This window comes from Martelella sp. FLE1502 (genome assembly GCF_053484255.1).
This window is the reverse complement of record NZ_JBAKFQ010000011.1, coordinates 110,677-135,172: the sequence shown is the minus strand read 5'-3', so window position 1 is coordinate 135,172 and position 24,496 is coordinate 110,677. Positions and strand designations below refer to the sequence as shown.

Here is a 24,496-nt window from a genome sequence, read left to right as displayed (position 1 = left end):
CTGGAACTACTTCAAATCAACAGCATGCGTTGCAGACTAATCGCCCGATGCTCTAGAAGGTGGCCGGAATGCGTTCACACATACATGCGCGCGGCGCGATTGGCGGCTGCCTTGCGCAGCTCGGCCATCGGGTCTTCGGAGAGCGGGGCCATATGGGCGCGATTGATTTCGTGGCGCGATAGCCCGATATCCTTCAGCAGCGCATCGTCCATCTCGGCCATACGGTTTACGGCCAGTCGGTTTTTCGCAAAGCGACGCGCAGCGCCGGCAAAGGCGCTGATGCCAGACCAGAGTGAGTGCATGATGCCGATCCGACTTGCGGATGTCCTTTCAATCAACGACATTGTCGCCTCCTTGGTGTGCGCCGAAGCTCCTGGGCTTTGCGCGGCTTGCGGGCGGAAGCCGCATGGCTTCCTTTCAAAGCGAACAAACGCTATTCTCCCCCAGACAGCCACCCGTTTCTTGCCGGTGGCGCTGAGCCGCTGCTCGCTTCGTCGTGTTACAAAGTGACGATTTCTTATTGATCAGTCCAACGAATGTTTCTAATATCACTCATCATAGAACTTGATGGGTGTGAATATGGTAGCGCCACTGGATATCGATCAGCTGCAGACCTTCGTCGCGATCGTGGATTACGGTTCGTTCACGCGGGCCGCCGAACACGTGTTCAAGACGCAATCGGCCGTCTCTATGCAGATGCGCCGACTGGAGGAACGGATCGGCAAGCAGCTCTTCACCAAGGACGGGCGCGGTGTGAGGCTCACGGACGAGGGCGACAAGCTTCTGAACTACGCCCGCCGGATCATCCGTCTCAACAATGAGGCGATCACCGCCTTTGACGAAAACCGGCTTCAGGGCTCGCTCAGGATCGGCACGCCGGATGATTACGCCGACCGCTACATGCCGGATATCATCAACCGGTTCGCCAGAAGCCATCCCAATGTCGAACTCTATATCGTGTGCGAGGACTCCGTCGATCTGGCCGAACGGCTGAAGCAGGGCGAACTGGATCTGGCGCTGGTGACGCATAATGCGCGCACCCGCCAGTCGGAGGTGGTGCGCACCGAGGCGCTGTGCTGGGTGGCATCGGCAAACCATCCCCTGCCGGTTGACCGGCCGGTGCCGCTCGCCGTCGGGCGGCGCGATTGCTGCTGGCGCGATCTGGCGGTCAAGGCGCTGGATGGGGTGGGGCGCGAATATCGGATTCTGTTTACAAGCTGGTCGGCAACCGTGCTGGCCTCGGCGGTTCTGGCCGGCATGGCGGTCTCGGTGCTGCCGGAATCGGCGGTGAGGAACGGCATGCGGGTGTTGACGCCGGCGGATGGCTTTCCCACGCTGGAGCCGGTCCAGATCGGCCTGATGAAGCGGCCGGGCGCCCCGGCGTCACTCACAACGGCGCTCTCCAACCACATCATCGCCTCGCTCGACAATATCAGCCAGGCGGAAATAATGCCGGATATGGAGCCGGAAAGAGCTCACCAGCGCCTGGCGCGTTCCAAGCCCGGCCAGATGCTCGCGAGCTGGTGAGAGGCCTTATACGATCCGCTTGAGGTTCTGCTGCACTTTCAAAAGGGCGGGCAGGTAGGTTTCGATCAGGCTTTCGGCGGGCGCACGGGTCGCCGCCATGCCGGTATTGAGGGCCGCGACGGTGCGCCCGCGTCCGTCGAGGACGGGCACGGCGATGGCGCGCAGGCCGGTCTCCACCTCCTCGTCGATCAGGCAGTAGCCGTTGTGGTGCACCGCTCTGACGCTTGCCATGATATCATCCGGATCGGTCAGGCTTTTGGGCGTGCGCGGGGTCAGGTCGGCGCGCGTGATCAGGGCGCGGGCCTCGGCTTCGGGGAGCGAGGCAAGCAGCACCCGGCCCATGGATGTGGCATGGGCGGGAAGGCGCGAGCCCGGCATCAGCCCGATCGACATCACCCGGCGCTGGGCGGCGCGGGCGATGTAGACGATCTCGGTTTCATCGAGGATCGCCACCGAGCAGGACTGGCCGATCTGCTCCGAAAGCTGGTCGAGCCAGGGCTGGACCCGTTGCGGCAGCGGTAGCGCGTTAAGCGCGCTCATGCCGAGGCGCAGGGCCTGCGGCGTCAGCGCGAAATACTTGCCGTCATAGCTGGCATAGCCCTCGGCATGGAGCGTCAGCAGGCAGCGCCGCGCGGTGGCGCGGTCATAGCCGGTCGCCGCCGCCACCTCGGCGATCGAGAGCCTGGGCGTTGACGCCCCGAAGCAGGTGATGACGCGCAGTCCCTTGGCGAAGGAGGCGATATGATCCGTCGACTTGAGCATCTGCGATCTCATCGTGAACAATGGTCACATTGTGCACAAGGTCTCGTCGGTCTGCAATAGCTGCAGGGCGGCGTCCGTGCGCCGCCCCTTTGTCGTCAGACACGCTCCAGCGCAATCGCGATGCCCTGGCCGACGCCGATGCACATGGTCGACAGCGATTTCTCGCCGGGCTTCAGATCGAGCATCGCCGAGCCGGTGATGCGCGCGCCAGACATGCCGAGCGGATGGCCGAGCGCGATCGCGCCGCCATTGGGGTTCACGCGCGGGTCGGCATCGGCGATCTTCAGATCGCGCAGCGTGGCAAGGCCCTGCGAGGCGAAGGCCTCGTTGAGCTCGATCACGGCGAGGTCGTCCGTCGAAAGGCCGAGGCGGGAAAGCAGCTTCTTCGAGGCGATGGCCGGGCCGAAGCCCATGATCCGCGGCGCGACGCCCGCCGTCGCGCCGCCGAGTACGCGGGCGATGGGCGTGAGGCCGTGCCGCTTGGCCGCCTCCGCGCTTGCCACGATCAGCGCCGCCGCGCCGTCATTGACGCCGGAGGCGTTGCCGGCGGTGACCGTGCCGTTCTGGCGGAACGGGGTTTTGAGCTTCGCCAGTGCTTCCAGCGTGGTGTCGGGGCGGGGATGCTCGTCGGTATCGACAACCACCGGATCGCCCTTGCGGCGCGGGATCGAGACCGGCGTGATTTCCCGCGCCAGCCGGCCGGAGGCGATCGCCTTGCCGGCCTTCTGCTGAGAGGCGAGGGCGAACCTGTCCTGGTCCTCGCGGCTGACCGTGAAATCCTCGGCGACATTCTCGCCGGTTTCGGGCATCGAATCCACACCGTATTGTGCCTTCATCAGCGGATTGACGAACCGCCAGCCGATCGTGGTGTCGTAGATCTCGGCCGAGCGGCTGAAGGCGGTTTCGGCCTTGCCCATGACGAAGGGCGCGCGCGACATCGATTCGACGCCGCCGGCCACCATCAGTTCCGCCTCACCGGCCTTGATCGCGCGGGCCGCAGTGATCACCGCATCCATGCCGGAACCGCACAGCCGGTTCATCGTGGTGCCGGAAACGCTCTCCGGCAGGCCGGCGAGCAGCAGCGCCATGCGGGCGACGTTGCGGTTATCCTCGCCCGCCTGGTTGGCGCAGCCATAGATCACGTCGTCGACGGCTTCCCAGTCGACGCCTTCATTGCGCGCCATCAGCGCCTTGAGCGGGATCGCGGCCAGATCGTCGGTGCGCACGGAAGAGAGCGCGCCGCCATAGCGGCCGATCGGGGTGCGGATATAGTCGCAGATATAAACGTCCTTCATGGTCAAACCTCCGGTGCCTTCAGGTCCTTCACGTCGCCCTCGATATGAAGCGTGCCGCCGGTGACCGATTGCAGCTCTTCAACCGACAGCCCCGGCAGCTTTTCCCGCAGGATGAAGCGGCCGCCGGCGATATCGACCACGGCGAGCGATGTGTAGACGCGGGTCACGCAGCCAACGCCCGTCAGCGGCAGAGAGCAGCGTTCGACCAGTTTGGGCTGGCCCTTCTTGGTGGTGTGTTCGGTCAGCACCGCAACGCGGCCGGCCCCGTGGACCAGATCCATCGCGCCGCCGACGGCGGGCACGCCGCCCTTGCCGGTCGACCAGTTGGCGAGGTCGCCATTTTCCGCAACCTCGTATGCGCCGAGAATGGCGACGTCGAGATGGCCGCCCCGCACCATGGCGAAACTGTCGGCATGGTGGAAGAAGGATGTGCCCGGCTTCAGCGTGATCGCCTTCTTGCCGGCATTGACCAGGTCCCAGTCTTCCTCGCCTTCGGGCGGGGCACCGCCGAAATCCAGTACGCCGTTTTCGGTATGGAAGATCGCCTGCTTGCCTTCCGGCTGGAACTTGGCGACCATTTCGGGAAAGCCGATGCCGAGATTGACATAGGCGCCGTCCTCGATGTCCTGCGCGGCGCGCCAGGCGATCTGGGCGTTGGAGAGCTTGATGTCGGAAAAGTCGTTCATGGGTAACGCGCCTCCTCGCGCATCAGGACTTCCTCCTGAACCGGGTGCGGGACCTCAACCACGGTATCGACGAAGATGCCGGGGGTGATGACATGTTCCGGGTCTATGCCGCCCAGCGGCACGACGCGGGAGGCCTGCACGATCGTCTTCGCGGCCGCCATCGCCATCAGCGGCGAGAAGTTGCGCGCGGCCATGCGATAGGTGAGGTTGCCGTGAGGGTCGGCGCACTCGGCCTTGATCAGCGCGAAATCGGCCTTCAGCCAGCGCTCGCGCACATAATGCCGGCCCTCGAATTCCTCGACCGGCTTGCCCTCGGCAAGCTCGGTGCCGTAGCTGGTCGGCGTGTAGAAAGCCGGAATGCCGGCGCCGCCGGCGCGGATGCGCTCGGCAAGCGTGCCCTGCGGCACGATCTCCAGCTCGATCTTGCCGGCGAGATAGCGTTCATTGAACACCGTCGCATTGGACGAGCGCGGAAACGAGCAGATGATTTTTGAGACGCGGTCCTGCTCGATCAGCGCGGCCAGTCCGATATGACCGTTGCCGGCATTGTTGTTGATCACGGTCAGGTCGCGCGCGCCCTGGTCGATCAGGGCGTGGATCAGTTCGATCGGCGAGCCGGAACCGCCGAAGCCGCCGATCATCACGGTCGCGCCGTCGAAGATATCGGCGACGGTGTCCTTCAGGGACGTCGCTGTCTTGTCCATGTGCTGGATCTCCTTCCATCGAGGCGTTTTTAAAGGCAGCGCGCGGCGACAGCCAGACGAAAAGTTCATAGTGCGATCTTTGTTCAACAGAGGCACAAAACTGTGCGCATCGTGAACTTTTGCGATGCCGCCTTCTCAGCGCTCGCGAAAATTTGCTGCAACCGCACAAACAAGTGACGATTTTTAAAAAACGTCATCTTTTTCGATGAGAGAACACGTTTTTGCCATAAAAATGACATGAGAGGTCTTGCGAAATGACAATCAACTTCACATCTCGCCATTACTTTCAATCAAACATATTGCAGGAGCGTCCATGTCTCGCCTGTCGGAATTTCCCATTACGCAACGCTGGCCGGCCGAGAACCCGGGTGTCATTCAGCTCTATTCCCTGCCGACGCCCAATGGCGTGAAGGTCTCGATCGCGCTGGAAGAGATGGAATTGCCCTATGAGGCGCATCGCGTGTCGTTCGATACGGACGATCAGATGACGCCGGAGTTTCTGTCGCTCAATCCCAATAACAAGATCCCCGCCATCATCGACCCGGAAGGCCCGGAAGGTAAGCCGATCGGCCTGTTCGAATCGGGCGCGATCCTGCTCTACCTTGCCGAAAAGACCGGTCGCCTGATGCCCAACGATCCGGTGGGGCGCTACGAAGTGATCCAGTGGGTGATGTTCCAGATGGGCGGCATCGGCCCGATGTTCGGCCAGTTCGGCCACTTCTACAAGTTTGCCGCCGACAAGGTGGCGAACAACCCCTATCCGGTGCAGCGCTATACCAATGAAACCCGCAGGCTTCTCGGCGTTTTGGAAGGGCGGCTGCGCGATCGCAAGTTCATCATGGGCGAAGAACCTTCCGATTACAGCATTGCCGACATCGCGATCTTCCCCTGGGTGCGCGGCCTGTCCGTCCATTATGAAGCGCAGGATGCGTTGAAGCTTGCCGATTTCCCGGCCGTTTCGGCCTGGGTCGAACGCTGCTCCGATCGTCCGGCCAGCGTGAAGGGGTTCACGGTGCCGCCGGCTGTTTGAACGGTCTGCATATGACAACTTGTCTCGGGCGCGGCGCAGGCCGCGCCTTTTTTGTTCGGGTTTGGGAATCAGCATGGAACCGCTTCGGCGAACGGTACGTTTCAGCGATATACGAATGAAGGGTGCCAACCGAGGAGAAACCCATGACCAAGCAGAAAACGCTCGATGACCTGTTTCTTGATACGCTGAAAGACATCTACTTCGCCGAACGCCAGATTCTTAAGGCGTTGCCGAAAATGGCCCGCGCGGCGAGCTCCGAAGACCTGGCGGAAGCCTTCCGCAATCACAAGGAGGAAACCGAGGGCCAGGTGGAGCGCCTGCAGCAGGTGTTCGAAATCCTCGGCAAGCCGGCCCGCGGCAAGACCTGCGAAGCGATCCAGGGCATCATCGCCGAAGGCGAGGAAATCATCGAGGAGTTCAAGGGCGCGCCCGCGCTAGACGCCGGCCTGATCTCGTCCGCCCAGGCCGTTGAACACTACGAGATGGCCCGCTACGGCACGCTGCTCGCCTGGGCCCGACAGCTTGGCAAGAAGGATGTGGTCAAGCTTCTCGAGGAAACCTTCGAGCAGGAATCCAAGGCCGATCTGGAACTGTCGAAACTGGCGGAAAAAGCGATCAATCGCAGCGCCGAAGCTGCTTGAGGCGGCTCGGGGCACTGAGATCTACGAAAAAGGGCGGATCACCGCCCTTTTTTGCGTTCTACGTAATCAGAACTTGAAGCCGATGCCGCCGGTGACGCTGGCCTGGGTCAGCTTTGTGTCGGAAAGACCCGGCAGGCCGGTTGCCTTGGTGACGAGGTCGGTGTTGCCGTAATCGCTGTAGCGCACCTTCAGGCGTCCGAAGAGATTGTCGGTGAAGGCGTAGTCAACGCCGAGACCGGCAGTCCAGCCGTTCAACACATCATCATAGTTCTGACCGGTGAGCGAAAAGCTGCCCTCGAGCCGGGTCGCGGCATAGCCGCCCGTCGCATAGACCAGCGTTTTGCCCCAGGCATAGCCGAGCCGGCCCTCGACGCTTACGCGCCATCCGGTGCCGAAAGTTACGGTCTGGCCGTTCAGGATCGGGAGCGGGGAAGAAACGACGTAGTCGTTGTCGTTCCAGTTATAGCTGTAGGCGCCTTCGATGCCGATCACCATGCGGTTGTCGAACTGATGGTCGTAACCGACGAAAATGCCCGCCGTGCCGCCGGAGGCCGCCTCGGTCTTGCCGGCGGTAAAGACGGTTTCCGGTATTTCCCCGGCCAGCCAGCCATAGCCGCCTTCAGCGCCGAAATAGAAGCCCGACCAGTCAACGACCGTTGACGGCGGCGGTGCGGCGGCGGGCATTGAGATATCCGCTGCTTCTGCAGCGGAAGCGGCAAGGAGGGCGGCAAGAGCTGTGCAGGGGAGGAGCTTCATCGGGGTCTTTCATCTGAGCGAGCGGAGTTGATGAAAGGCAATACCATCCTGCTCGCCTAGATGAAGCGTCTCCTGCGCCAAATCGCCACAATGGTCCGGACGTGTTGCGGATGAAGCACAAAAAAGGCGACGCCGAAGCGCCGCCTTTCAGATTCCGGATGAGACCGGGCTTTATTCTGTAATCAGGCTTATCGCCTGATTACATCATGCCGCCCATGCCACCCATTCCGCCCATGCCGCCCATGTCGGGCATGCCGCCGCCGGCGCCTTCCTTCTTCGGAAGGTCGGCAACCATGGCTTCCGTGGTGATCAGAAGCGAGGCAACCGAAGCAGCGTTCTGCAGAGCGGTGCGGACGACCTTGACCGGGTCGACGATACCCATGGCGATCATGTCGCCATATTCGCCGGTCTGGGCGTTGTAGCCGAAGTTGTCGTCGTTCTTGTCGAGGATCTTGCCGACAACGATCGAGGCTTCGTCGCCTGCGTTGGTGGCGATCTGGCGAACCAGCGACTGGAGCGCACGGCGAACGATGTTGATGCCGGCTTCCTGGTCGTCGTTTTCACCCTTGGAGGCGATCTTGGTGGAGGAACGCAGCAGGGCCACGCCGCCGCCGGGCACGATGCCTTCCTGAACGGCCGCGCGGGTCGCGTTCAGAGCGTCGTCGATGCGGTCCTTCTTTTCCTTCACTTCGACTTCCGTGGAGCCGCCAACGCGGATCACGGCAACGCCGCCAGCGAGCTTGGCAAGACGTTCCTGCAGCTTTTCGCGGTCGTAGTCGGAGGTGGTTTCCTCGATCTGGGCCTTGATCTGGGCAACGCGGGCTTCGATGTCGGCCTTCTGGCCGGCGCCGTCGACAACCGTGGTGTTTTCCTTGGTGATCGAGACCTTCTTGGCAGTGCCGAGCATGTCGAGGGTAACATTTTCGAGCTTGATGCCGAGATCTTCGGAGATGACCGTGCCGCCCGTCAGGATGGCGAGGTCTTCGAGCATGGCCTTGCGGCGATCGCCGAAGCCAGGCGCCTTGACGGCAGCAATCTTCAGGCCGCCGCGCAGCTTGTTGACGACGAGGGTCGCAAGCGCTTCGCCTTCAACGTCTTCAGCAATGATCAGGAGCGGCTTGTTGGACTGAACGACAGCTTCCAGAACCGGCAGGAGAGCCTGAAGGTTGGAGAGCTTCTTTTCGTGCAGCAGGATGTAGGCGTCTTCCAGCTCGGCAACCATCTTCTCGGAGTTGGTCACGAAGTAGGGCGACAGGTAGCCGCGGTCGAACTGCATGCCTTCGACGACTTCGAGTTCGGTTTCGGCGGTCTTGGCTTCTTCAACCGTGATCACGCCTTCATTGCCGACCTTCTGCATGGCGGCGGCAATGTCTTCGCCGATCTGCTTTTCGCCGTTGGCGGAAATGGTGCCGACCTGGGCAACTTCTTCCGAGGTGTTGATCTTCTTGGCCTTGGCCTGGAGATCCTTGACGACTTCGTTGACGGCGAGGTCGATACCGCGCTTCAGGTCCATCGGGTTCATGCCGGCGGCAACGGCCTTGTTGCCTTCGCGGATGATCGAGGAAGCGAGAACGGTTGCCGTCGTGGTGCCGTCACCGGCGATGTCGTTGGTCTTCGAAGCAACTTCGCGGACCATCTGGGCGCCCATATTCTCGAACTTGTCGTCCAGTTCGATTTCCTTGGCGACCGAAACGCCGTCCTTGGTGATGCGCGGAGCGCCGAAGGACTTTTCGATAACAACGTTGCGGCCCTTGGGGCCAAGCGTGACCTTCACGGCGTCAGCGAGCACGTCAACGCCGTGCATCATCTTTTCGCGCGCAGAGCGGCCGAATTTGATTTCTTTAGCAGCCATTTGAAAACTCCTGGTTTATCAAAACCTTATGGGCATATGCCCGGCTGGTTGGAAAGGTGGATCGTGGGAGGCGCTTGATTAAGCGACGATGCCCATGATGTCGGCTTCCTTCATGATCAGAAGGTCTTCGCCGTCGAGCTTGACTTCGGTGCCCGACCACTTGCCGAACAGAACGCGGTCGCCGACCTTGACGTCGAGTGCGACAACATTGCCGCTGTCGTCACGGGCGCCGTTGCCGACAGCGACGATTTCGCCTTCCTGCGGCTTTTCCTTGGCGGTATCGGGGATGATGATGCCACCCTTGGTCTTTTCTTCAGACTCCACGCGGCGTACAACGACGCGGTCGTGCAGGGGGCGGAAAGAAATGCTTGCCATTGTCTATACCCTCGATCGAATGACATTCGCGACCGTTTTCGCGGTCGCATGGATCAGTGTTAGCACTCTCATCCGGAGAGTGCTAATGGCGGTGATTTAAGGAGGGGGTGAAGCGGTGTCAAGAAACGGCTTCAAGTTTTTTTGAGCGCCGCCGGAACTTTTTGGGGCCTCGTATTGCCGGGCTTCATACAGGTTTTATGCCGTGATCGTAACCCCGACCCTTGATATCGACGCGGATTCATTTCCACCCGGATTGCGAGGACATTGTGACGGTCGGTGCGACAGAGGATAAAAAGCCGGCGTTCGGCGAGCTTGTCAGCGTGTTCGCCCGCATCGGCCTTCTGTCCTTCGGCGGCCCGGCCGGCCAGATCGCGCTGATGCACAGGATTATCGTCGACGAGAAGCGCTGGCTTCCGCCCGAGCGCTATCTTCACGCCCTCAATTATTGCATGCTGCTGCCCGGTCCCGAGGCCCAGCAACTGGCGACCTATGTCGGCTGGATGCTCCACGGCGTGCGCGGCGGCATTGCCGCCGGCCTGTTATTCGTGCTGCCGGGCTTTCTCCTGATTGTCGCGCTGGCCGCGCTCTATGCCACACTCGGCGACGCCGGATGGCTGGAGGCGATCTTCATGGGGCTGAAGGCGGCGGTGCTCGCTATCGTCGTGCAGGCGCTGTGGCGCATGGCCGGGCGTTCGCTCAAGGGGCCGGTCTCGGTGGGGCTCGCGATCGCGGCCTTTCTGGCTCTGTTTGTCTTCGGTGTGGCCTTTCCGGTCGTGGTGCTGGCCGCCGGGCTCGTCGGCTATGTGTTCATGCGGCGGCCGGTTTCCACTGAAGCCGATAACCCGCCACGGCAGGACTGGCGCAGGCGCGGCGTCTCCACCGTCGTGACGCTGCTTATCTGGACGCTCATCTGGCTGCTGCCGCTTTTCGCGCTGGCGCCGTTCGGCGGGTTTCAGACGCTGACCGACATTTTCGGCTTCTTCGTCAAGATCGCGCTGTTTTCCTTCGGCGGGGCCTATGCGGTGCTGACCTATGTGGCGCAGGAGGCGGTGGCCACCTATCACTGGCTGACGCCGGCGGAGATGATGGACGGGCTGGCGCTTGCCGAAACGACGCCGGGGCCGCTGGTGCTGGTGCTGTGCTTCGTCGGCTTTTTGGCCGCGCACGGCGCACCGACCTTTGCCGGGCCGCTCGTCTCCGGCATTCTTGGCGCGGCGCTGACCGCCTGGGCGATCTTCGTGCCGAGCTTCCTGTTCATCTTCGCCGGAGCGCCCTATGTCGAGGACCTGCGCCGCAACGCCGCGCTTTCCGGGGCGCTGGCCGGCATCGGCGCGGCGATTGTCGGGGTGATCGCCAATCTCTCGCTCTGGTTCGCGCTCAACGTGCTGTTCAGTTCGGTCGACCGGATCGCGCTGTTTTCGCTGCCGCCGTTCATGCGCGCGAGCCTGATATGGCCGGACGGGACAAGCCTCGATCCGGCCTCGCTCGCCATCAGCGTTGCGGGGATTGTCGCGCTTCTCAAATTCAGGGTCGGCATTCTGCCGCTTCTTGCCGGCGCGGCGCTTGCGGGGCTTGCCATCGGCACGCTGTTGTGACCATTTGTCCGCGCCTCCCACGTAACAAGGAAAATCCATGCCGAAACCGATCGACGCTCTCCATCAGCTTCATGCCGATTACGATGTCATGCTCTGCGATGTCTGGGGCGTTCTCCACAATGGCGTGGCCTCCTTCGATACGCCAAAGGCGGCGCTGGCCGAGGCGCGCCGCGCCGGCAAGACGGTGATCCTGCTGACCAATTCGCCCCGGCTTGGACCCTCGGTCAAGGATCAGCTTGCAGCGCTCGGCGTGACGGATGAAAGCTTCGACGCCATCGTCACCTCCGGCGATGTCACCCGGACGCTGGTGGCCGAGGGCCCGCGCAAGCTCTATTATCTGGGGCCGGAGCGTGACGCCGACCTTTACGGCGATACCGGGGTCGAGAATGTCGGCGAGGCCGATGCCGAGGGCATTCTGTGCAGCGGCTTCAAGGACGACGAAACCGAAACGCCGGAAGACTATCGCGATCTGCTGACGCGTTTTGCCGCGCGCGACCTGCCGCTGATCTGCGCCAATCCCGATCTCGTGGTCTCGCGCGGCAACCGGCTCGTGCCCTGCGCCGGCGCGCTTGCCGCACTTTACAGCGAACTCGGCGGCAAGACCCGGATCGCCGGCAAGCCCCACAAGCCGATCTATGACGCGGCGCTGGCCAAGGCCGCGGAACTGCGCGGTGATGTCGATCCCGCCCGCGTGCTCGCCATCGGCGACGGTATGCCGACGGATGTGCGCGGCGCGATCGATTACGGTCTCGACCTCTTGTTCGTCGCCGAGGGCATCCACGAGAAAGACTATGCCGAAAACGGCATCGTTGACGAAGCGTCGCTCGATCGGTTCTTGACGCAACACGGCGCGCATCCGAAATACTGGATGACGAAACTCGCCTGAGAAAGCGCCGGACGCACAGCATGACCGTATTCCATCGCAATGAATTTCGTGAGCCCCTGCCTGACGGGCTGAAGGGCGGGGTGGTCGCGATCGGCAATTTCGATGGCGTCCATCGCGGCCATCAAAGCGTGCTCAACCGCGCGCTTGCGATAGCCGAGGAGCGCGGCGTGCCGGCGCTGGTGCTGACCTTCGAGCCGCATCCGCGCTCGGTGTTCAACCCGCAAAACCCGGTGTTCCGGCTGACGCCGGCGCCAATGAAGGCGCGGCTTCTGGAGGCGATGGGCTACCACGCCGTCATCGAGTATCCTTTCGACCGCACATTCTCTCAGCGTTCTCCGGAGGAATTCGTTACCACGGTGTTGATCGACTGGCTTGCGGCAAGCGAGGTGGTGACCGGCTTCGATTTCCATTTCGGCCGCAACCGTGAGGGCGGGCCTGCCTATCTGATGACCGCCGGCAAGCGACACGGCTTCGGCGTCACGCTGATGGATGCGTTTCGCGACGAGGGCGCCGATGTCGTATCGTCAAGCCGCATCCGCGATCTCCTGACGCGCGGCGAGGTGGTTCAGGCGTCCGGCCTGCTCGGCTACCGCTACACGGTGACTGGCGAGGTGATCCACGGCGAGAAGCTCGGCCGCACGCTGGGCTTCCCGACCGCCAACATGGCGTTTGATCCAGACGCCAAGCTCAGCCCCGGCATCTATGCCGTGCGCTACCGCCGCCCCTGCGGCACGCTGCATGACGGTGTCGCCAGCTTCGGCCGCCGCCCGACCGTGGTGGAGGACGGCCGGCCGCTGCTGGAAACCTATATCTTCGACTTCAAGGGCGATCTCTATGGCGAGGAAGGCGCGGTCTCGCTGTTCGGCCGGTTGCGCGACGAGTTGAAATTCGACGGCCTCGAAGCCCTCGTCGCCCAGATGCATCGCGATTCCGATCAGGCGCGGGCGCTGCTTTCCGGCGTGAAGCCGTTTTCGGAGCTCGACGCGAAGATCGCGTTTTGATGATTGTGCCGCAAGGCTGTTCAATAGGCGCTGTTCTCCTCTCATGAGTTCACAAAGCGCTTTCTCTCCCTCATGAGTCATGCTCGGGCTTGACCCGAGCATCCAGGCCACACGGAGAACGTTGCCTGGACCCTCGGGTCAAGCCAGAGGGTGACACCGGGAGAGGGGAAGAGGGTAGGGGACTGCCCAAATTGACGGACAGGCTTGAGCCCTTGCTTACCCTATCAGATCCTGCCTCTGCCAGTTTCTCGCGCATGGCTCTTTTCATCCCCGCGAAAAATCAGTAAAGACGGCGCATGATGACTGGGTACCGGTTTCGCACCATACGAATTATTGGCCCGGCTTTCCGCGCGGCTTGAGATTTGAGCGCCGGAAGGTCCGGGATTTCGGCGCTTGAAGCGCCCCGACCGTCTCAATTTCCCCGATACATGCGCGCGATACGCGCCGCCAGAAGGCCGCGAACCCATGAGCGATACAAAAGACACCATCGACTATTCCAAGACCCTCTATCTGCCGCAGACCGATTTCCCGATGCGCGCGGGCCTGCCCGAGAAGGAGCCGGAAACGGTTGCCCGCTGGCAGGAGATCGGCCTCTACAAGAAGCTGCGCGAGGACGCCAAGGGCCGCGAGAAATTCGTGCTCCATGACGGCCCGCCCTATGCCAATGGCAACATCCATATCGGCCATGCGCTGAACAAGATCCTGAAGGACGTCATCACCCGCTCGTTCCAGATGCGCGGCTATGACAGCAATTACGTTCCGGGCTGGGACTGCCACGGCCTGCCGATCGAATGGAAGATCGAGGAAGCCTACCGCGCCAAGGGACAGAACAAGGACGAGGTCGAGATCAACGAATTCCGCCGCCAGTGCCGCGAATTCGCGCAAGGCTGGATCGATGTCCAGACCAAGGAGTTCCAGCGTCTCGGGATCGAGGGCGACTTCGAAAACCCCTACACCACGATGGCCTTCCACGCCGAAGCGCGCATCGCCGGCGAACTGCTGAAGATCGCCAAATCCGGCCAGCTTTACCGTGGCTCGAAACCGGTGATGTGGTCCGTGGTCGAGCGCACGGCGCTGGCCGAGGCCGAGGTTGAGTATCACGAGGTTCAGTCGGATACGATCTGGGTGAAGTTTCCTGTCACACGAGTTCTTACGGATGCCTTGGGCAAAGTCGGTCCGTCGGACGTGACGAGCGAGCTTAGTGCGCAAGTAAGAGAACGCCGCGAGATGCTAGAAGGTGCGTTCATTGTTATATGGACCACCACTCCTTGGACAATCCCGGGAAACCGAGCCATATCCTACTCGTCGCGTATCAACTATGGCCTCTACGAGGTTACTGCTGCGGAGAATGACTTCGGTCCACAACCTGGCGAAAAGCTGATCTTTGCTGACAAACTGGCTGAAGAAAGCTTTGCCAAGGCCAAACTTCAGTTTGCCCGGCTGCGAAGCGTTCCGGCAGAAACACTGGCTGGCATCACCTGCGCCCACCCGCTTGCCAACCTCGGCTACGACTTCAAGGTCCCGCTCCTCGATGGCGATCACGTGACCGATGATGCCGGTACCGGTTTCGTCCACACCGCGCCCGGCCACGGCCGCGAGGACTTTGACGCGTGGATGGAAAAGGCCCGTGAGCTTGAGGCGCGCGGTATCTCGGCAAAGATCCCGTTCACGGTCGGCGATGACGGCTATTACACCGAGGAGGCCTATGGCTTCGGCCCGGATGCCGAAGGCGGTGCTGCCCGCGTCATGGATGACAACGGCAAGAAGGGCGATGCCAATGACCGGGTCATCAAGGCGCTGATCGATGCCGACATGCTGTTTGCCCGCGGCCGGATCAAGCACGACTATCCGCATTCCTGGCGCTCCAAGAAGCCGGTGATCTTCCGCAACACGCCGCAGTGGTTCGTCTATATGGACAAGGAGCTGGGCAACCCCTCATCCGGCCCTTCGGGCCACCTTCTCCCCTCGGGGGAGAAGGGCGAGGCTGCGGCAAGCGGTGACGCTTCGGCCCTCAACGGTGACACGGCGGCAAGCGGCGGCCTTTCAGTCCCCTCTCCCCAGGGGGGAGAGGGCCAGGGTGAGGGGGGCGACACGCTGCGCACCCGTGCCCTCAAGGCCATCGATAACACCCGCTTCGTACCCGCCGGCGGCAAGAACCGGCTGCGGGGCATGATCGAGAACCGCCCGGACTGGGTGCTTTCCCGTCAGCGCGCCTGGGGCGTGCCGATCTGCGTGTTTGCCGACAAGGCCGGCAATGTGCTGGTGGATGATGCCGTCAACGCCCGCATCCTCGAAGCCTTCGAGGCCGAAGGCGCGGATGCCTGGTTCGCCGAAGGCGCGCGTGTGCGTTTCCTCGGCAACCGGGCGAATGAGGACTGGGACATGGTCACCGACATTCTCGATGTCTGGTTTGACAGTGGCTCCACCCACACCTTCACGCTGGAGGACCGCCCGGACCTGAAATGGCCTGCTGATGTCTATCTCGAAGGCTCCGACCAGCATCGCGGCTGGTTCCATTCCTCGCTGCTGGAAGGCTGCGCCACGCGCGGCCGCGCGCCCTACAACACCGTCGTCACCCACGGGTTCACGATGGACGAGCAGGGCCGCAAGCAGTCGAAGTCGCTCGGCAATCAGGTGTTCCCGCAGGATGTGATGAAGAAATCCGGCGCCGATATCCTGCGCCTTTGGGTGATGACGACCGACTACTGGGAAGACCAGCGGCTTGGCGCCAACGTTATCAAGACCAATATCGACAGCTACCGCAAGCTGCGCAACACGCTGCGCTGGATGCTCGGCACGCTCGCCCATGACGAGGGCGAGGAGATCGCGCTTGCCGACATGCCGGAACTGGAGCGGCTGATGCTGCACCGGCTGGCCGAGCTCGACCAGCTGGTGCGCAAGGGCTATGACGATTTCGACTTCAAGCGCATCGCCCGCGCGCTGAACGATTTCGCCAATATCGAGCTGTCGGCCTTCTATTTCGACGTCCGCAAGGACGCGCTCTATTGCGACGCGCCGTCGAGCCTGCGCCGCCGCTCGGCCCTGCACGTGATCCGCAAGCTGTTCGACTGCCTCGTCACCTGGCTTGCGCCGATGCTGCCGTTCACGATGGACGAGGCCTGGCTGTCGCGCAATCCGAACGCGGTTTCGGTGCATCTGGAACAGTTCCCCGATGTGCCGGCGGAATGGAAGGACGATGCGCTTGCGGCCAAGTGGGAGAAGATCCGCGCCGTGCGCACCGTGGTGACCGGCGCGCTGGAAATCGAGCGCCGTGAAAAGCGCATCGGCTCCTCGCTTGAGGCCGCACCCGTCGTCTATGTCGATGACGAAGCGTTGCTTTCTGCTCTCGATGGCCGCGATTTCGAGGAAATCTGCATCACCTCTGCGATCACCATCGAAGCCGGCAAGGGCCCGGAAGATGCCTTCCGCCTGCGCGAGGTGGCCGATGTGGCCGTGGTGCCGGCGCTTGCCAAGGGCACCAAATGCGCGCGCTCCTGGCGGGTGACCGAGGATGTCGGCTCCGATCCGGAGTACCCGGATGTTTCGGCGCGCGACGCGGCGGCGCTCAGGGAGCTTGCAGCCCTGGCCGAGTAACGGGAAGGCCGGGACTTTCCCGGCTTTTTCCACCGGTTTAGAAGCCGAATTGCGAAAACGGCGGTTCTGCGTTAGGAATGTCGCGGTTTCGCCGGATTCATCGCCACAGTGTGGCTGATGACCTGATAACAAGAAGCGCCCCGGCGCGGAGGTTTGGTAGACAGCGCATGACATTCGTTATCCGTTCGATGAAGATCGCAATTGCCCTTGCGGGCGTGGCATCGCTTTCCGCCTGCCTTGGCGCGCCGACCTATGGCACCGGCAAGACCGCGACCACCCAGCTTGTCGAAGACCTCGGCGAGGCCGTGCTGGTGATCAATCCGGACCAGCCCGACATCGATTACCAGCCGCGTCCCGATCTCGTGAAGCCGACCAAGGGCACGAACATGGCCGCGCTTGCCCCGCCGCAGAAGTCGCTGGCCTCTGCGGAGAACCCCAACTGGGTGGAATCGCCGGAAGAACAGCGCGACCGCCTCTATGACGAAGCCGAGGCCAACAAGGACAATCCGTTCTATCGCTCACCGCTTCTGGCCTCGGACAATCCGAGCCAGATGAGCGAGAAGGAACAGCTTGAGGCGTTCCGGAAGGCGAAGAAGGAAGCGACCACGATCGACATCACCCAGCGTCGCTATCTCATCGATCCGCCACAGGAATACCGCATGCCGAGCGACCCGGCGGCGATGAACGATCTCGGCGAATCGGAGCGCACCAAGGAGCGTCGCCGCAAGAAGCTTGCCGAGGGCAAGGACCCGGACAAGTGCTTCCTGTTCTTCAACTGCAACAGCGGCGCGACCGACGACTTCCTGGAATCGTCGAAGAACGCCGGTCAGCAATAGTCTGAGTTTCGAGGATAATATGGGCTACGCCATTCGGCCGGCGACGCGAAGCGACGCCGGCGCCATCTATCGTTTCGTGTGCGAACTCGCCGAATTCGAAAAGGCGCTCGATCAGGTCGAGACCAGCGCGGACGGGCTTGCCGAGGCGATCTTCGGCGAGGGCTCGGTTACCGGCGCTCTGATTGCCGAGGCCGAAGGCGAACCGGTGGGGTTCGCGGTCTATTATTTCAGCTTCTCCACCTGGCAGGGTCGCAACGCCATCTATCTGGAAGACCTCTATGTGACGCCGGAGCATCGCGGCGCGGGTCTCGGCCGTGCACTGATGAAGGCGGTTGCGGAAATCGGCGTAGCTAAAAACTGCGGCCGGATGGAATGGAGCGTGCTCGACTGGAACGAGGGCGCGATCCGCGTCTATGACGGCATCGGCGGCAAGCCGCAGGACGAGTGGATCCGCTACCGGCTGGAAGGCGAGACCCTGCGCAAGGTCGCCGACGGTTCAGTCTGAACGCTTTTCGCTGAAGAACGACCGCAGTAGTTCCGCCGAACGGCTCTCGGAAAAACCGGAATAGACATCGGGCTGGTGGTGGCAGGTCGGCTGGTCGTAAAACCGGCCGCCATGATCCACCCCGCCGCCCTTGGGATCGGCCGCGCCATAGTAAAGCCGCTCGATACGGGCGAAGGAAATCGCCGCCGCGCACATGGCGCAGGGCTCCAGCGTGACGTAGAGATGCGCGCCGGGCAGGCGTTCCGAGCCGCGCTTTCGGCAGGCTTCGCGCAGGGCAAGGATTTCGGCATGGGCGGTGGGATCGGCCATCTCGCGGGTGCGGTTGCCGGCGCTGGCGACGACCTTGCCGTCGATGACGACGACCGCGCCGATCGGCACCTCGCCGCGCGCCGCCGCCGCTTCGGCCTCGGCGAGCGCCAATGCCATGAAATCACTGCCGACAGGCATTATCGTAACTTTCCTCTTAACGGCTTTGACCCGACCTGATAGAGGATCGGGACAAACAGGCAAAGCACAATGACCCAAAAAGACAAGTTTCCCAAACGCGGTGGCGGCAAGCCGCCGCGCAAGGCTGAAGTTCCCGCTGCCGCAGGCGAGGAAAAGCAGGGCGAGCGTATCTCGAAAATCCTCGCCCGCGCCGGCGTCGCCTCCAGGCGCGATGCCGAGCGGATGATCCTCGAGGGCCGGGTGAAGGTCAACGGCAAGCTGCTCGAAACGCCCGCCCATAACGTCACCCTCGATGACAAGATCGAGGTGGATGGCGAGGAAATCCGGGGCATCGAGCGCACGAGGCTGTGGATCTACCATAAGCCGTCCGGCCTGGTGACGACCAATTCCGATCCCGAGGGCCGCCCGACCGTATTCGACAACCTGCCGGCCGAACTGCCACGGGTGATCTCGATCGGCCGTCTGGACATCAATACCGAGGGCCTGCTGCTGCTGACCAATGACGGCGGGTTGGCGCGGGTGCTGGAGCTGCCGGCCACCGGCTGGCTGCGTCGCTACCGCGTGCGCGCACACGGCAAGATCGAACAGGCCGATCTCGACAAGTTGAAGGACGGCATCGCCGTCGACGGCGTGCTCTACGGCGCGATCGATGCCACGCTCGATCGGGTCCAGGGCACCAATGTCTGGATCACCATGGGGCTGCGCGAGGGCAAGAACCGCGAGATCAAGAACGTGCTCGGCGCGCTCGGCCTCGAGGTCGGCCGTCTGATCCGCATTTCCTACGGCCCCTTCCAGCTCGGCGAGATCGCCGAGGGCAATGTGATGGAAGTGCGCGGTCGCACGCTGCGCGACCAGCTCGGCCCCCGGCTGATCGAGGAGGCCGGCGCCAATTTCGACGCGCCGATCTATCATGACAAGCAGGGTGAGGACGAAGCGCCGAAATCCCGCGACAACTGGAAGCCCGACGCCGGCAAGCGCGAAGGCCAGGGCAAGCGTCGCGGCGACAAGCTGGATCGCGGCGAGCGCGCCGAGCGTGGCCGCGACCGTCTCGACACCAAGCGCAAGGGTGATGGCGAGAAGGTCTACAAGGATATCGAAACCCGCAGCCGCGCCACCAATGTGTGGATGGCGCCCGGCGCCCGTCCGCTCGGCCCCAAGGCCAAGAAGAAGGCCGAGGACAGGGCCAGGGAAGACGCCCGTCGCGATGCGAAGCGGGATGCGCGCCGCTCTGGTTCCGCCGAGGGTGATGCGCCGCGTGCGCGGGGACCGGCCGGCGGCAGGGGCAAGCCCGCTGCAAAGCCTGCCTCCAAGGGACCGCGCAAACCGCGTGAGGCCAGTGCTGAGGGTGCAGGCGAAGCGCGCCGTTTCGAGGGACCCAAGCGTCCGCGCGGCGAGGGCCGTCCCGCCGGTGGCGACCGTCCTGCCGGCGGCAAGCGTTTCGACGGGCCGAAGCGGGAGGGGGCGGCGCCACGCGCTGATCGTCCTTCCGGCGAGAAGCGCGGCGACCGCCCCGAAGGCGGCAAGCGCCCGGGCGGCGACAGGCCGCGTTCCGGCGGTTCAAGGGATGGCGGGCCGCGCGGCGGTCCGGGCAGGGGGCCAAGAGGCAATGCGGATCGTCGGCGGTGAGTTTCGCGGGCGCGCGCTCGCCACGCCGAAGTCTTCCGACATCAGGCCGACGACCGACCGCACCCGCGAGAGCCTTTTCAACATTTTAAGCCATGCCTATCCGGAAGCGCTTGACGGTTCGCGGATGGCCGATCTGTTCGCGGGCACCGGCGCGATGGGGCTCGAGGCGCTGTCGCGCGGGGTCAAGGCAGTACTGTTCGTCGAAAACAGCGTCGAGGGCAGGGGGCTGTTATGGTCCAATATCGAGGCGCTCGGCCTTGCCGGGCGTACCCGGATCATGCGCCGCGACGCCACCCGGCTCGGCCCCGCCAATCGCATCGAGCCCTATGATTTCCTGTTCGCCGATCCGCCCTATGGCAAGGGGCTTGGCGAAAAGGCAATGGCCGCCGCCCATGAAGGCGGCTGGCTGAAGCCCGGCGCGCTGGCGATCCTGGAGGAGCGCGCGGATGTGACGCCAATGGTTTCGGCGGATTACCAGCCGCTGGAGACCCGCGAATTCGGTGACACGCGCATGCATTTCTACCGGTGTCGCGCCTGACCGGCGGCTTCAGACCGCGCTGTGCGGCAGCACGAAGGGCGTATCGTCCTTCGGCTTCTGGCTGACGGAAAGCCTTGTTGCAAAAACAGCGTGGAGATTGTCGTCGGTGATGGTGTCCTTCGGGCTGCCCGCCGCGATCACCCGGCCCTCGCGCATCAGTACCACGTGATCGGCGAACAGCGCCGTCAGGTTGAGGTCGTGCATGATCGCGATCACCCCGCCGCCGGCGCGGCAGAAATCGCGCGCAAGCCGCATGATCGCGAGCTGGTGCAGGATGTCGAGGCTGGCCACCGGTTCGTCCAGAAGCAGCCAGCGCGGCTTGCCATGGGCGATCGGGGCCTCGATCTGGCACAGCACCCGGGCAAGCTGGACGCGCTGCTGTTCGCCGCCCGAAAGTTCCTGGTAGAAGCGGCCCTCGAAGCCGTGGAGGTCGACGGCGCTGAGCGCCTTCGCCATGGTCGCGCGATCGTCGGCGCGGTGGGCGCGGCCCGAAAGGCCCATGCGCAGCACCTCGGCGACGGTGAAGGGAAAGGCGAGGTTGGAGGATTGCGGCAAGACGCCGCGCATCTGCGCCAGTCGCCAGGGCGCAAGCTCTGCCACCGTTTCGCCGTTGATTTCAACCACGCCCTGATCGGGCGCGAGGTCGCCGGCGATCGCCTTCAGCGTTGTCGTCTTGCCGCAGCCGTTCGGGCCGCAGATCGCGGTAAGCGCGCCGGGAACGGCCTGCAGCGCGATATCCTTCAGCACCGGGCGGCCTGAAAGCGTGACGCTCATATTCCGGATTTCGATCATGGTTACAAATTGAGCCGCGAGCGGTTTTTCAGGAGGATCCACAGGAAGAACGGCCCGCCGGCAATTGCCGTGATGATGCCGATCGGCAGTTCCGCGGGGGCGACAACGGTGCGGGCGAAGAGATCGGCGAGCACCAGCAGCGCGCCGCCGAGCAGGGCCGAGGCCGGCAGCAGATAGCGGTGGTCGGGGCCGATGACCAGCCGCAAGAGATGCGGCACGACGATGCCGACGAAGCCGATCCCGCCGGAGACCGCGACGCCCGCGCCGGTCGCGGCGGCGACGGCGATGATGGTGATGTTCTTCAGCCGCTGCACCGGGATGCCGATGTGATAGGCCGTCGCCTCGCCGAGCGTGATGGCGTTCAGCCCCTTGGCCATGAACGGAAGCACGGCGAAGGCCGCCAGCATGATCGGGCTGATCGCCGCAAGCTTCGTCCATGTCGCGCCGGCAAGGGAGCCCATCGACCAGAAGGTGAGGTCGCGCAATTGCTGGTCATTGGCGAGATAGACCAGAAAGCCGGTGGCCGCGCCCGCCAGCGCCGACAGCGCGATGCCGGCAAGCAGCATGGTCGCGACGGAGGTCTGGCCGTGGCTCGTGGAAATCCGGTAGAGCAGAAGCGTGGTGACGAGCCCGCCGAGAAAGGCTGCGGCGGGCAGGGCATAGAAGCCGAGCAGGCCGTAGACCGGAGCGGCGATGGTGCTTCCGAGCACGATCATGATCACCGCGCCAAGCCCCGCGCCCGCCGAAACGCCGACCAAGCCGGGATCCGCCAGCGGATTGCGGAACAAGCCCTGCATCGCCGCGCCGCAAACGGCCAGCGATGCGCCCACCAGAAAGCCCATGATCGCGCGCGGCAGGCGGATGTCGAAGATGATGATCCTGTCGCGCGCCGCGAGCGCTGCGCTGTCGCCTGTGGCGATGGCGCGCGCGACATCGAAGAGCGAGGCGTCCGATGCGCCGTTGGCGACCGAGATCAGGATCGCCAGCCCGGAGGCGACGACGAGCGCCGCGATCATGACTACGGCGAGATCGGAGCGGTCTCCGCTATCGCGCCAGCGCGCGCCCGACAAGGCTTCGATCACCGTCATGGCCGCCTAGTCTCCGTAGATTTCCGCGGTCAGCGCGGCGAGATTTTCTGCAAAGCGCGGACCGAAATTCAGCATGCCGACCGGATCGATCCGGTAGATCGCCATGGCCTCGCCGGCCGGCGTCAGCGACAGGGCCGGGATCGCTGCGATATCATCATTGGTCGGCGCGCGGCTGCCGGCGCTCTCGTCCATCATGATGATGACATCAGGCGCCGCCTTGATGATCGCCTCGTCTGACAACGCCTTGTAGCCCGGAAAATCGTCGACGGCGTTGTCCAGACCGGCGGCCTCTATCATGCCGTTGGCGGCCGTGCCGGTGCCCGACGCCATGACCTTGCCGCCGTTGAGGCTGAGGATGAACAGCGCGCTCTTGCGCTCCTCTTCAGGGCGGGCGTCGTTTGCCGCCAGAAGCGGATCGAGGTTGGCCTTGATATCGGTCGCCAGCGCTTCCGCCTCGGCCTCTTTACCGATCAGCGCGCCCACCATCTCGACCTTCTCGATGATACCGTCGCGGCTGTAATCCTCCGGCACCACCGCCATTTCGACGTCGGCCTGTTTCAGCACATCCATCGTTTCCGGCGGTCCCGCGCCCTCGATGGTGATGATGGCGCTGGGGTCGATCGACAGCACGCCTTCTGGCGACAACTGCCGCATATAGCCGATATCGGGCTTCGCGGCCGCTTCAGGCGGATAGGTGCTGGTAGTGTCGCGACCGACGATCTCGTTGCCGGCGCCAAGCGCGTAGACGATCTCCGTTATCGAGCCGCCAATGGTGACGAGGCGCGAGGGATCCGCAAGCGGCTCGGCTGCGCCGGCGGACGTTGCGCCGGCGATAAGCAGGAGGGCGGCCAGCGGCCGGGTCAGAAAAGCTCTGGTCATCGGTTCCCTCATGCCGCTGCCGTTTCCGCATGGCGCGGCAGGCCTTCGGCGAGCGCGCGCCAGACCGGACGCTCTGCATAGCCTTCCAGCCGTTTGCCGAAGAACTGGATGATCAGCTCTCCATCCGCATTGAAGGCCTCGACCGAAGTCACATGGCCGTCGCTGGTGGGCTTGCGCACCAGCCAGGTCTCGGCGATCTGGTCGCGGCGCAGATGCAGGTGGAAGGTCGGGTCCATCACGTTGATCCAGGGACCCATCTCAATGATGTTGGAGACAGGGCCGGAGTGGATCTGCACGATGCCGTTGTTTGCGACGAACACCATCAGCGGCAGGTCGGGCGTCTCGGCCGCGGCATGGAACATGGTCGCGACGGCGTCATCGGCAAGGCGGTAGGCATAGTCATCGCCCACGGTCGCGATCGCGGTCTGGCGGTGGACCTTCAGATCGTTCAGCATGCCGAAGAACTGGTGCGTGTCGGTCAGCGCCGTCCAGCGGTCACGCAAGAGCTCGACATCGACGGCATTGGCATCGCGGGCGTGGTCGGCGTCATGCGGCGCGAAGGCCTCCGTCAGGACGGTCTGGCTCTGGTCTTCCAGCCGGTATTTCTCGACGAAATCGCGATAGGCCTCGACATTGGAGGCGGGCCGCAGGTGCAGCTTGAACACCGCAGTGCCGGTCATGTCGAAATATTGCAGGCTCAGCTTTTCCGCGCCGTTGTCATCCGTCTTGGTCACGGCGAAAGCGTGGACCCAGCGGCTGGGGAAAATCCTGAGATCGATGTTTTCGCCAAGAACGATCGCGGCCTTCTTGCCGTTCTTGATATTCTCGAAGACGCCGATCTTCTCGTGAACCGCGCTTTCATTGCGCGACAGCGCCATGATTTCCCCGAAGCTCTCGGCGTGGTCGAGCAGGTGGGACGGCTCCGGCGCGATCCGGGTCGCGGTCAGGCCGACTTCTGCGGCCACAAGCGCCGCTTCGCTGATACCAAGTCGGGTCGCGATATCGCGCTCGCGCATTTTCGGGTTCTGGCTGCGGAATTCACGAATCTGTTCTGGTGTCGTCTCAGTCATGTCTCTCATGC

24 protein-coding genes are annotated in these 24,496 nt (G+C 63.5%); 11 read left to right on the top strand and 13 right to left on the bottom strand.

All coding sequences use genetic code 11. The features are described 5' to 3' along the window. Positions 1-74: 74 nt before the first annotated feature. A complete protein-coding gene (locus V6767_RS11820; protein WP_448473681.1) occupies positions 75-344 on the bottom strand; it encodes a DUF1127 domain-containing protein in 270 nt (89 codons plus the stop codon). Between the two features lie 235 nt (positions 345-579). Here V6767_RS11820 and V6767_RS11815 point away from each other — a divergent pair, with 235 nt between their 5' ends. After that, positions 580-1,527, top strand: coding sequence for a LysR substrate-binding domain-containing protein (locus V6767_RS11815; RefSeq protein ID WP_448473680.1), 948 nt, complete (start codon positions 580-582; stop codon positions 1,525-1,527). A 6-nt stretch (positions 1,528-1,533) separates the two neighbouring features. Here the strand turns inward: V6767_RS11815 and V6767_RS11810 are convergent, their stop codons facing one another. The 4 genes from V6767_RS11810 to V6767_RS11795 all read right to left on the bottom strand — a co-directional run bounded on the left by V6767_RS11810 (position 1,534) and on the right by V6767_RS11795 (position 4,974). Further along, on the bottom strand, positions 1,534-2,289 hold the full coding sequence (locus V6767_RS11810; RefSeq protein ID WP_448473679.1) for an IclR family transcriptional regulator domain-containing protein: 756 nt from the start codon (positions 2,287-2,289) through the stop codon (positions 1,534-1,536). A gap of 95 nt (positions 2,290-2,384) precedes the next feature. Beyond that, a complete protein-coding gene (pcaF, locus tag V6767_RS11805) occupies positions 2,385-3,584 on the bottom strand; it encodes a 3-oxoadipyl-CoA thiolase (protein ID WP_448473678.1) in 1,200 nt (399 codons plus the stop codon). Positions 3,585-3,586: 2 nt separating this feature from the next. Further along, positions 3,587-4,270: a 3-oxoacid CoA-transferase subunit B gene (locus V6767_RS11800; protein ID WP_230720659.1), complete on the bottom strand. Its 684-nt coding sequence runs from the start codon at positions 4,268-4,270 to the stop codon at positions 3,587-3,589. After that, positions 4,267-4,974 carry a 3-oxoacid CoA-transferase subunit A gene (locus V6767_RS11795; RefSeq protein WP_448473677.1) on the bottom strand — a complete coding sequence of 236 codons (708 nt, stop codon included), beginning with the start codon at positions 4,972-4,974 and terminating at the stop codon, positions 4,267-4,269. The genes V6767_RS11800 and V6767_RS11795 overlap by 4 nt, the downstream gene beginning before the upstream one ends. A 313-nt stretch (positions 4,975-5,287) precedes the next feature. Here V6767_RS11795 and V6767_RS11790 point away from each other — a divergent pair, with 313 nt between their 5' ends. Together V6767_RS11790 and V6767_RS11785 are read left to right on the top strand one after the other, a co-directional pair. Beyond that, entirely contained in the window at positions 5,288-6,004 is a 717-nt protein-coding gene (locus tag V6767_RS11790; protein WP_448473676.1) for a glutathione binding-like protein, read from the top strand. 143 nt (positions 6,005-6,147) lie between these two features. Continuing rightward, positions 6,148-6,645, top strand: a complete 498-nt coding sequence (locus tag V6767_RS11785; RefSeq protein ID WP_448473675.1) for a YciE/YciF ferroxidase family protein — start codon at positions 6,148-6,150, stop codon at positions 6,643-6,645. A 66-nt stretch (positions 6,646-6,711) separates the two neighbouring features. Here the strand turns inward: V6767_RS11785 and V6767_RS11780 are convergent, their stop codons facing one another. From V6767_RS11780 to groES, 3 genes are all read right to left on the bottom strand, one after another. Further along, positions 6,712-7,401: an outer membrane protein gene (locus V6767_RS11780; protein WP_448473674.1), complete on the bottom strand. Its 690-nt coding sequence runs from the start codon at positions 7,399-7,401 to the stop codon at positions 6,712-6,714. A gap of 199 nt (positions 7,402-7,600) precedes the next feature. Continuing rightward, on the bottom strand, positions 7,601-9,253 hold the full coding sequence (groL, locus tag V6767_RS11775) for a chaperonin GroEL (RefSeq protein ID WP_448427481.1): 1,653 nt from the start codon (positions 9,251-9,253) through the stop codon (positions 7,601-7,603). A 78-nt stretch (positions 9,254-9,331) separates the two neighbouring features. Then, on the bottom strand, positions 9,332-9,628 hold the full coding sequence (gene groES / locus V6767_RS11770; protein WP_018065505.1) for a co-chaperone GroES: 297 nt from the start codon (positions 9,626-9,628) through the stop codon (positions 9,332-9,334). Positions 9,629-9,894: 266 nt separating this feature from the next. On the opposite strand from groES, the gene chrA reads away from it, so the two are divergent. The 6 genes from chrA to V6767_RS11740 all read left to right on the top strand — a co-directional run bounded on the left by chrA (position 9,895) and on the right by V6767_RS11740 (position 18,045). Continuing rightward, positions 9,895-11,223 (top strand): chromate efflux transporter, encoded by a 1,329-nt coding sequence (gene chrA, locus V6767_RS11765; RefSeq protein WP_448473673.1) that lies wholly within the window; start codon positions 9,895-9,897, stop codon positions 11,221-11,223. Between the two features lie 37 nt (positions 11,224-11,260). Beyond that, positions 11,261-12,109 (top strand): TIGR01459 family HAD-type hydrolase, encoded by an 849-nt coding sequence (locus V6767_RS11760; RefSeq protein WP_448473672.1) that lies wholly within the window; start codon positions 11,261-11,263, stop codon positions 12,107-12,109. A gap of 20 nt (positions 12,110-12,129) precedes the next feature. Continuing rightward, on the top strand, positions 12,130-13,110 hold the full coding sequence (locus tag V6767_RS11755; protein ID WP_448473671.1) for a bifunctional riboflavin kinase/FAD synthetase: 981 nt from the start codon (positions 12,130-12,132) through the stop codon (positions 13,108-13,110). A gap of 465 nt (positions 13,111-13,575) precedes the next feature. After that, positions 13,576-16,704, top strand: coding sequence for an isoleucine--tRNA ligase (gene ileS / locus V6767_RS11750; protein WP_448473670.1), 3,129 nt, complete (start codon positions 13,576-13,578; stop codon positions 16,702-16,704). Between the two features lie 167 nt (positions 16,705-16,871). Next, positions 16,872-17,540 carry a hypothetical protein gene (locus V6767_RS11745; RefSeq protein WP_448473669.1) on the top strand — a complete coding sequence of 223 codons (669 nt, stop codon included), beginning with the start codon at positions 16,872-16,874 and terminating at the stop codon, positions 17,538-17,540. A 19-nt stretch (positions 17,541-17,559) separates the two neighbouring features. Then, a complete protein-coding gene (locus V6767_RS11740) occupies positions 17,560-18,045 on the top strand; it encodes an N-acetyltransferase family protein (protein WP_448473668.1) in 486 nt (161 codons plus the stop codon). On the opposite strand, the gene V6767_RS11735 is transcribed toward V6767_RS11740, so the two are convergent. Then, positions 18,037-18,492 carry a nucleoside deaminase gene (locus V6767_RS11735; RefSeq protein WP_448473667.1) on the bottom strand — a complete coding sequence of 152 codons (456 nt, stop codon included), beginning with the start codon at positions 18,490-18,492 and terminating at the stop codon, positions 18,037-18,039. The two genes, V6767_RS11740 and V6767_RS11735, sit on opposite strands and share 9 nt — an antisense overlap. 69 nt (positions 18,493-18,561) lie before the next feature. Between V6767_RS11735 and V6767_RS11730 the strand changes: the two genes are divergently transcribed. Both V6767_RS11730 and rsmD read left to right on the top strand, forming a co-directional pair. Continuing rightward, on the top strand, positions 18,562-20,118 hold the full coding sequence (locus V6767_RS11730) for a pseudouridine synthase (RefSeq protein WP_448473666.1): 1,557 nt from the start codon (positions 18,562-18,564) through the stop codon (positions 20,116-20,118). Then, positions 20,099-20,656, top strand: coding sequence for a 16S rRNA (guanine(966)-N(2))-methyltransferase RsmD (rsmD, locus tag V6767_RS11725; RefSeq protein WP_448473665.1), 558 nt, complete (start codon positions 20,099-20,101; stop codon positions 20,654-20,656). Before V6767_RS11730 ends, rsmD begins: the two co-directional genes overlap by 20 nt. 9 nt (positions 20,657-20,665) lie before the next feature. Here the strand turns inward: rsmD and V6767_RS11720 are convergent, their stop codons facing one another. The 4 genes from V6767_RS11720 to V6767_RS11705 are packed head-to-tail and all read right to left on the bottom strand — an operon-like array spanning position 20,666 to position 24,494. After that, positions 20,666-21,448: a heme ABC transporter ATP-binding protein gene (locus V6767_RS11720; RefSeq protein ID WP_448473664.1), complete on the bottom strand. Its 783-nt coding sequence runs from the start codon at positions 21,446-21,448 to the stop codon at positions 20,666-20,668. A gap of 2 nt (positions 21,449-21,450) precedes the next feature. Beyond that, positions 21,451-22,536 carry a FecCD family ABC transporter permease gene (locus V6767_RS11715; protein ID WP_448473663.1) on the bottom strand — a complete coding sequence of 362 codons (1,086 nt, stop codon included), beginning with the start codon at positions 22,534-22,536 and terminating at the stop codon, positions 21,451-21,453. 6 nt (positions 22,537-22,542) lie between these two features. Beyond that, positions 22,543-23,415 (bottom strand): heme/hemin ABC transporter substrate-binding protein, encoded by an 873-nt coding sequence (locus tag V6767_RS11710; protein ID WP_448473662.1) that lies wholly within the window; start codon positions 23,413-23,415, stop codon positions 22,543-22,545. A gap of 8 nt (positions 23,416-23,423) precedes the next feature. Beyond that, positions 23,424-24,494 carry a hemin-degrading factor gene (locus V6767_RS11705; RefSeq protein ID WP_448473661.1) on the bottom strand — a complete coding sequence of 357 codons (1,071 nt, stop codon included), beginning with the start codon at positions 24,492-24,494 and terminating at the stop codon, positions 23,424-23,426. Between the last annotated feature and the right edge of the window lie 2 nt (positions 24,495-24,496).

Coding starts and splice junctions, on each gene's coding strand:
- V6767_RS11820 (WP_448473681.1), bottom strand. CDS start 344: ATGTCGTTGATTGAAAGGACATCCGCAAGTCGGATCGGCATCATGCAC.
- V6767_RS11815 (WP_448473680.1), top strand. CDS start 580: ATGGTAGCGCCACTGGATATCGATCAGCTGCAGACCTTCGTCGCGATC.
- V6767_RS11810 (WP_448473679.1), bottom strand. CDS start 2,289: ATGCTCAAGTCGACGGATCATATCGCCTCCTTCGCCAAGGGACTGCGC.
- pcaF (WP_448473678.1), bottom strand. CDS start 3,584: ATGAAGGACGTTTATATCTGCGACTATATCCGCACCCCGATCGGCCGC.
- V6767_RS11800 (WP_230720659.1), bottom strand. CDS start 4,270: ATGAACGACTTTTCCGACATCAAGCTCTCCAACGCCCAGATCGCCTGG.
- V6767_RS11795 (WP_448473677.1), bottom strand. CDS start 4,974: ATGGACAAGACAGCGACGTCCCTGAAGGACACCGTCGCCGATATCTTC.
- V6767_RS11790 (WP_448473676.1), top strand. CDS start 5,288: ATGTCTCGCCTGTCGGAATTTCCCATTACGCAACGCTGGCCGGCCGAG.
- V6767_RS11785 (WP_448473675.1), top strand. CDS start 6,148: ATGACCAAGCAGAAAACGCTCGATGACCTGTTTCTTGATACGCTGAAA.
- V6767_RS11780 (WP_448473674.1), bottom strand. CDS start 7,401: ATGAAGCTCCTCCCCTGCACAGCTCTTGCCGCCCTCCTTGCCGCTTCC.
- groL (WP_448427481.1), bottom strand. CDS start 9,253: ATGGCTGCTAAAGAAATCAAATTCGGCCGCTCTGCGCGCGAAAAGATG.
- groES (WP_018065505.1), bottom strand. CDS start 9,628: ATGGCAAGCATTTCTTTCCGCCCCCTGCACGACCGCGTCGTTGTACGC.
- V6767_RS11760 (WP_448473672.1), top strand. CDS start 11,261: ATGCCGAAACCGATCGACGCTCTCCATCAGCTTCATGCCGATTACGAT.
- V6767_RS11755 (WP_448473671.1), top strand. CDS start 12,130: ATGACCGTATTCCATCGCAATGAATTTCGTGAGCCCCTGCCTGACGGG.
- ileS (WP_448473670.1), top strand. CDS start 13,576: ATGAGCGATACAAAAGACACCATCGACTATTCCAAGACCCTCTATCTG.
- V6767_RS11745 (WP_448473669.1), top strand. CDS start 16,872: ATGACATTCGTTATCCGTTCGATGAAGATCGCAATTGCCCTTGCGGGC.
- V6767_RS11740 (WP_448473668.1), top strand. CDS start 17,560: ATGGGCTACGCCATTCGGCCGGCGACGCGAAGCGACGCCGGCGCCATC.
- V6767_RS11735 (WP_448473667.1), bottom strand. CDS start 18,492: ATGCCTGTCGGCAGTGATTTCATGGCATTGGCGCTCGCCGAGGCCGAA.
- V6767_RS11730 (WP_448473666.1), top strand. CDS start 18,562: ATGACCCAAAAAGACAAGTTTCCCAAACGCGGTGGCGGCAAGCCGCCG.
- rsmD (WP_448473665.1), top strand. CDS start 20,099: ATGCGGATCGTCGGCGGTGAGTTTCGCGGGCGCGCGCTCGCCACGCCG.
- V6767_RS11720 (WP_448473664.1), bottom strand. CDS start 21,448: ATGATCGAAATCCGGAATATGAGCGTCACGCTTTCAGGCCGCCCGGTG.
- V6767_RS11715 (WP_448473663.1), bottom strand. CDS start 22,536: ATGACGGTGATCGAAGCCTTGTCGGGCGCGCGCTGGCGCGATAGCGGA.
- V6767_RS11710 (WP_448473662.1), bottom strand. CDS start 23,415: ATGACCAGAGCTTTTCTGACCCGGCCGCTGGCCGCCCTCCTGCTTATC.
- V6767_RS11705 (WP_448473661.1), bottom strand. CDS start 24,494: ATGAGAGACATGACTGAGACGACACCAGAACAGATTCGTGAATTCCGC.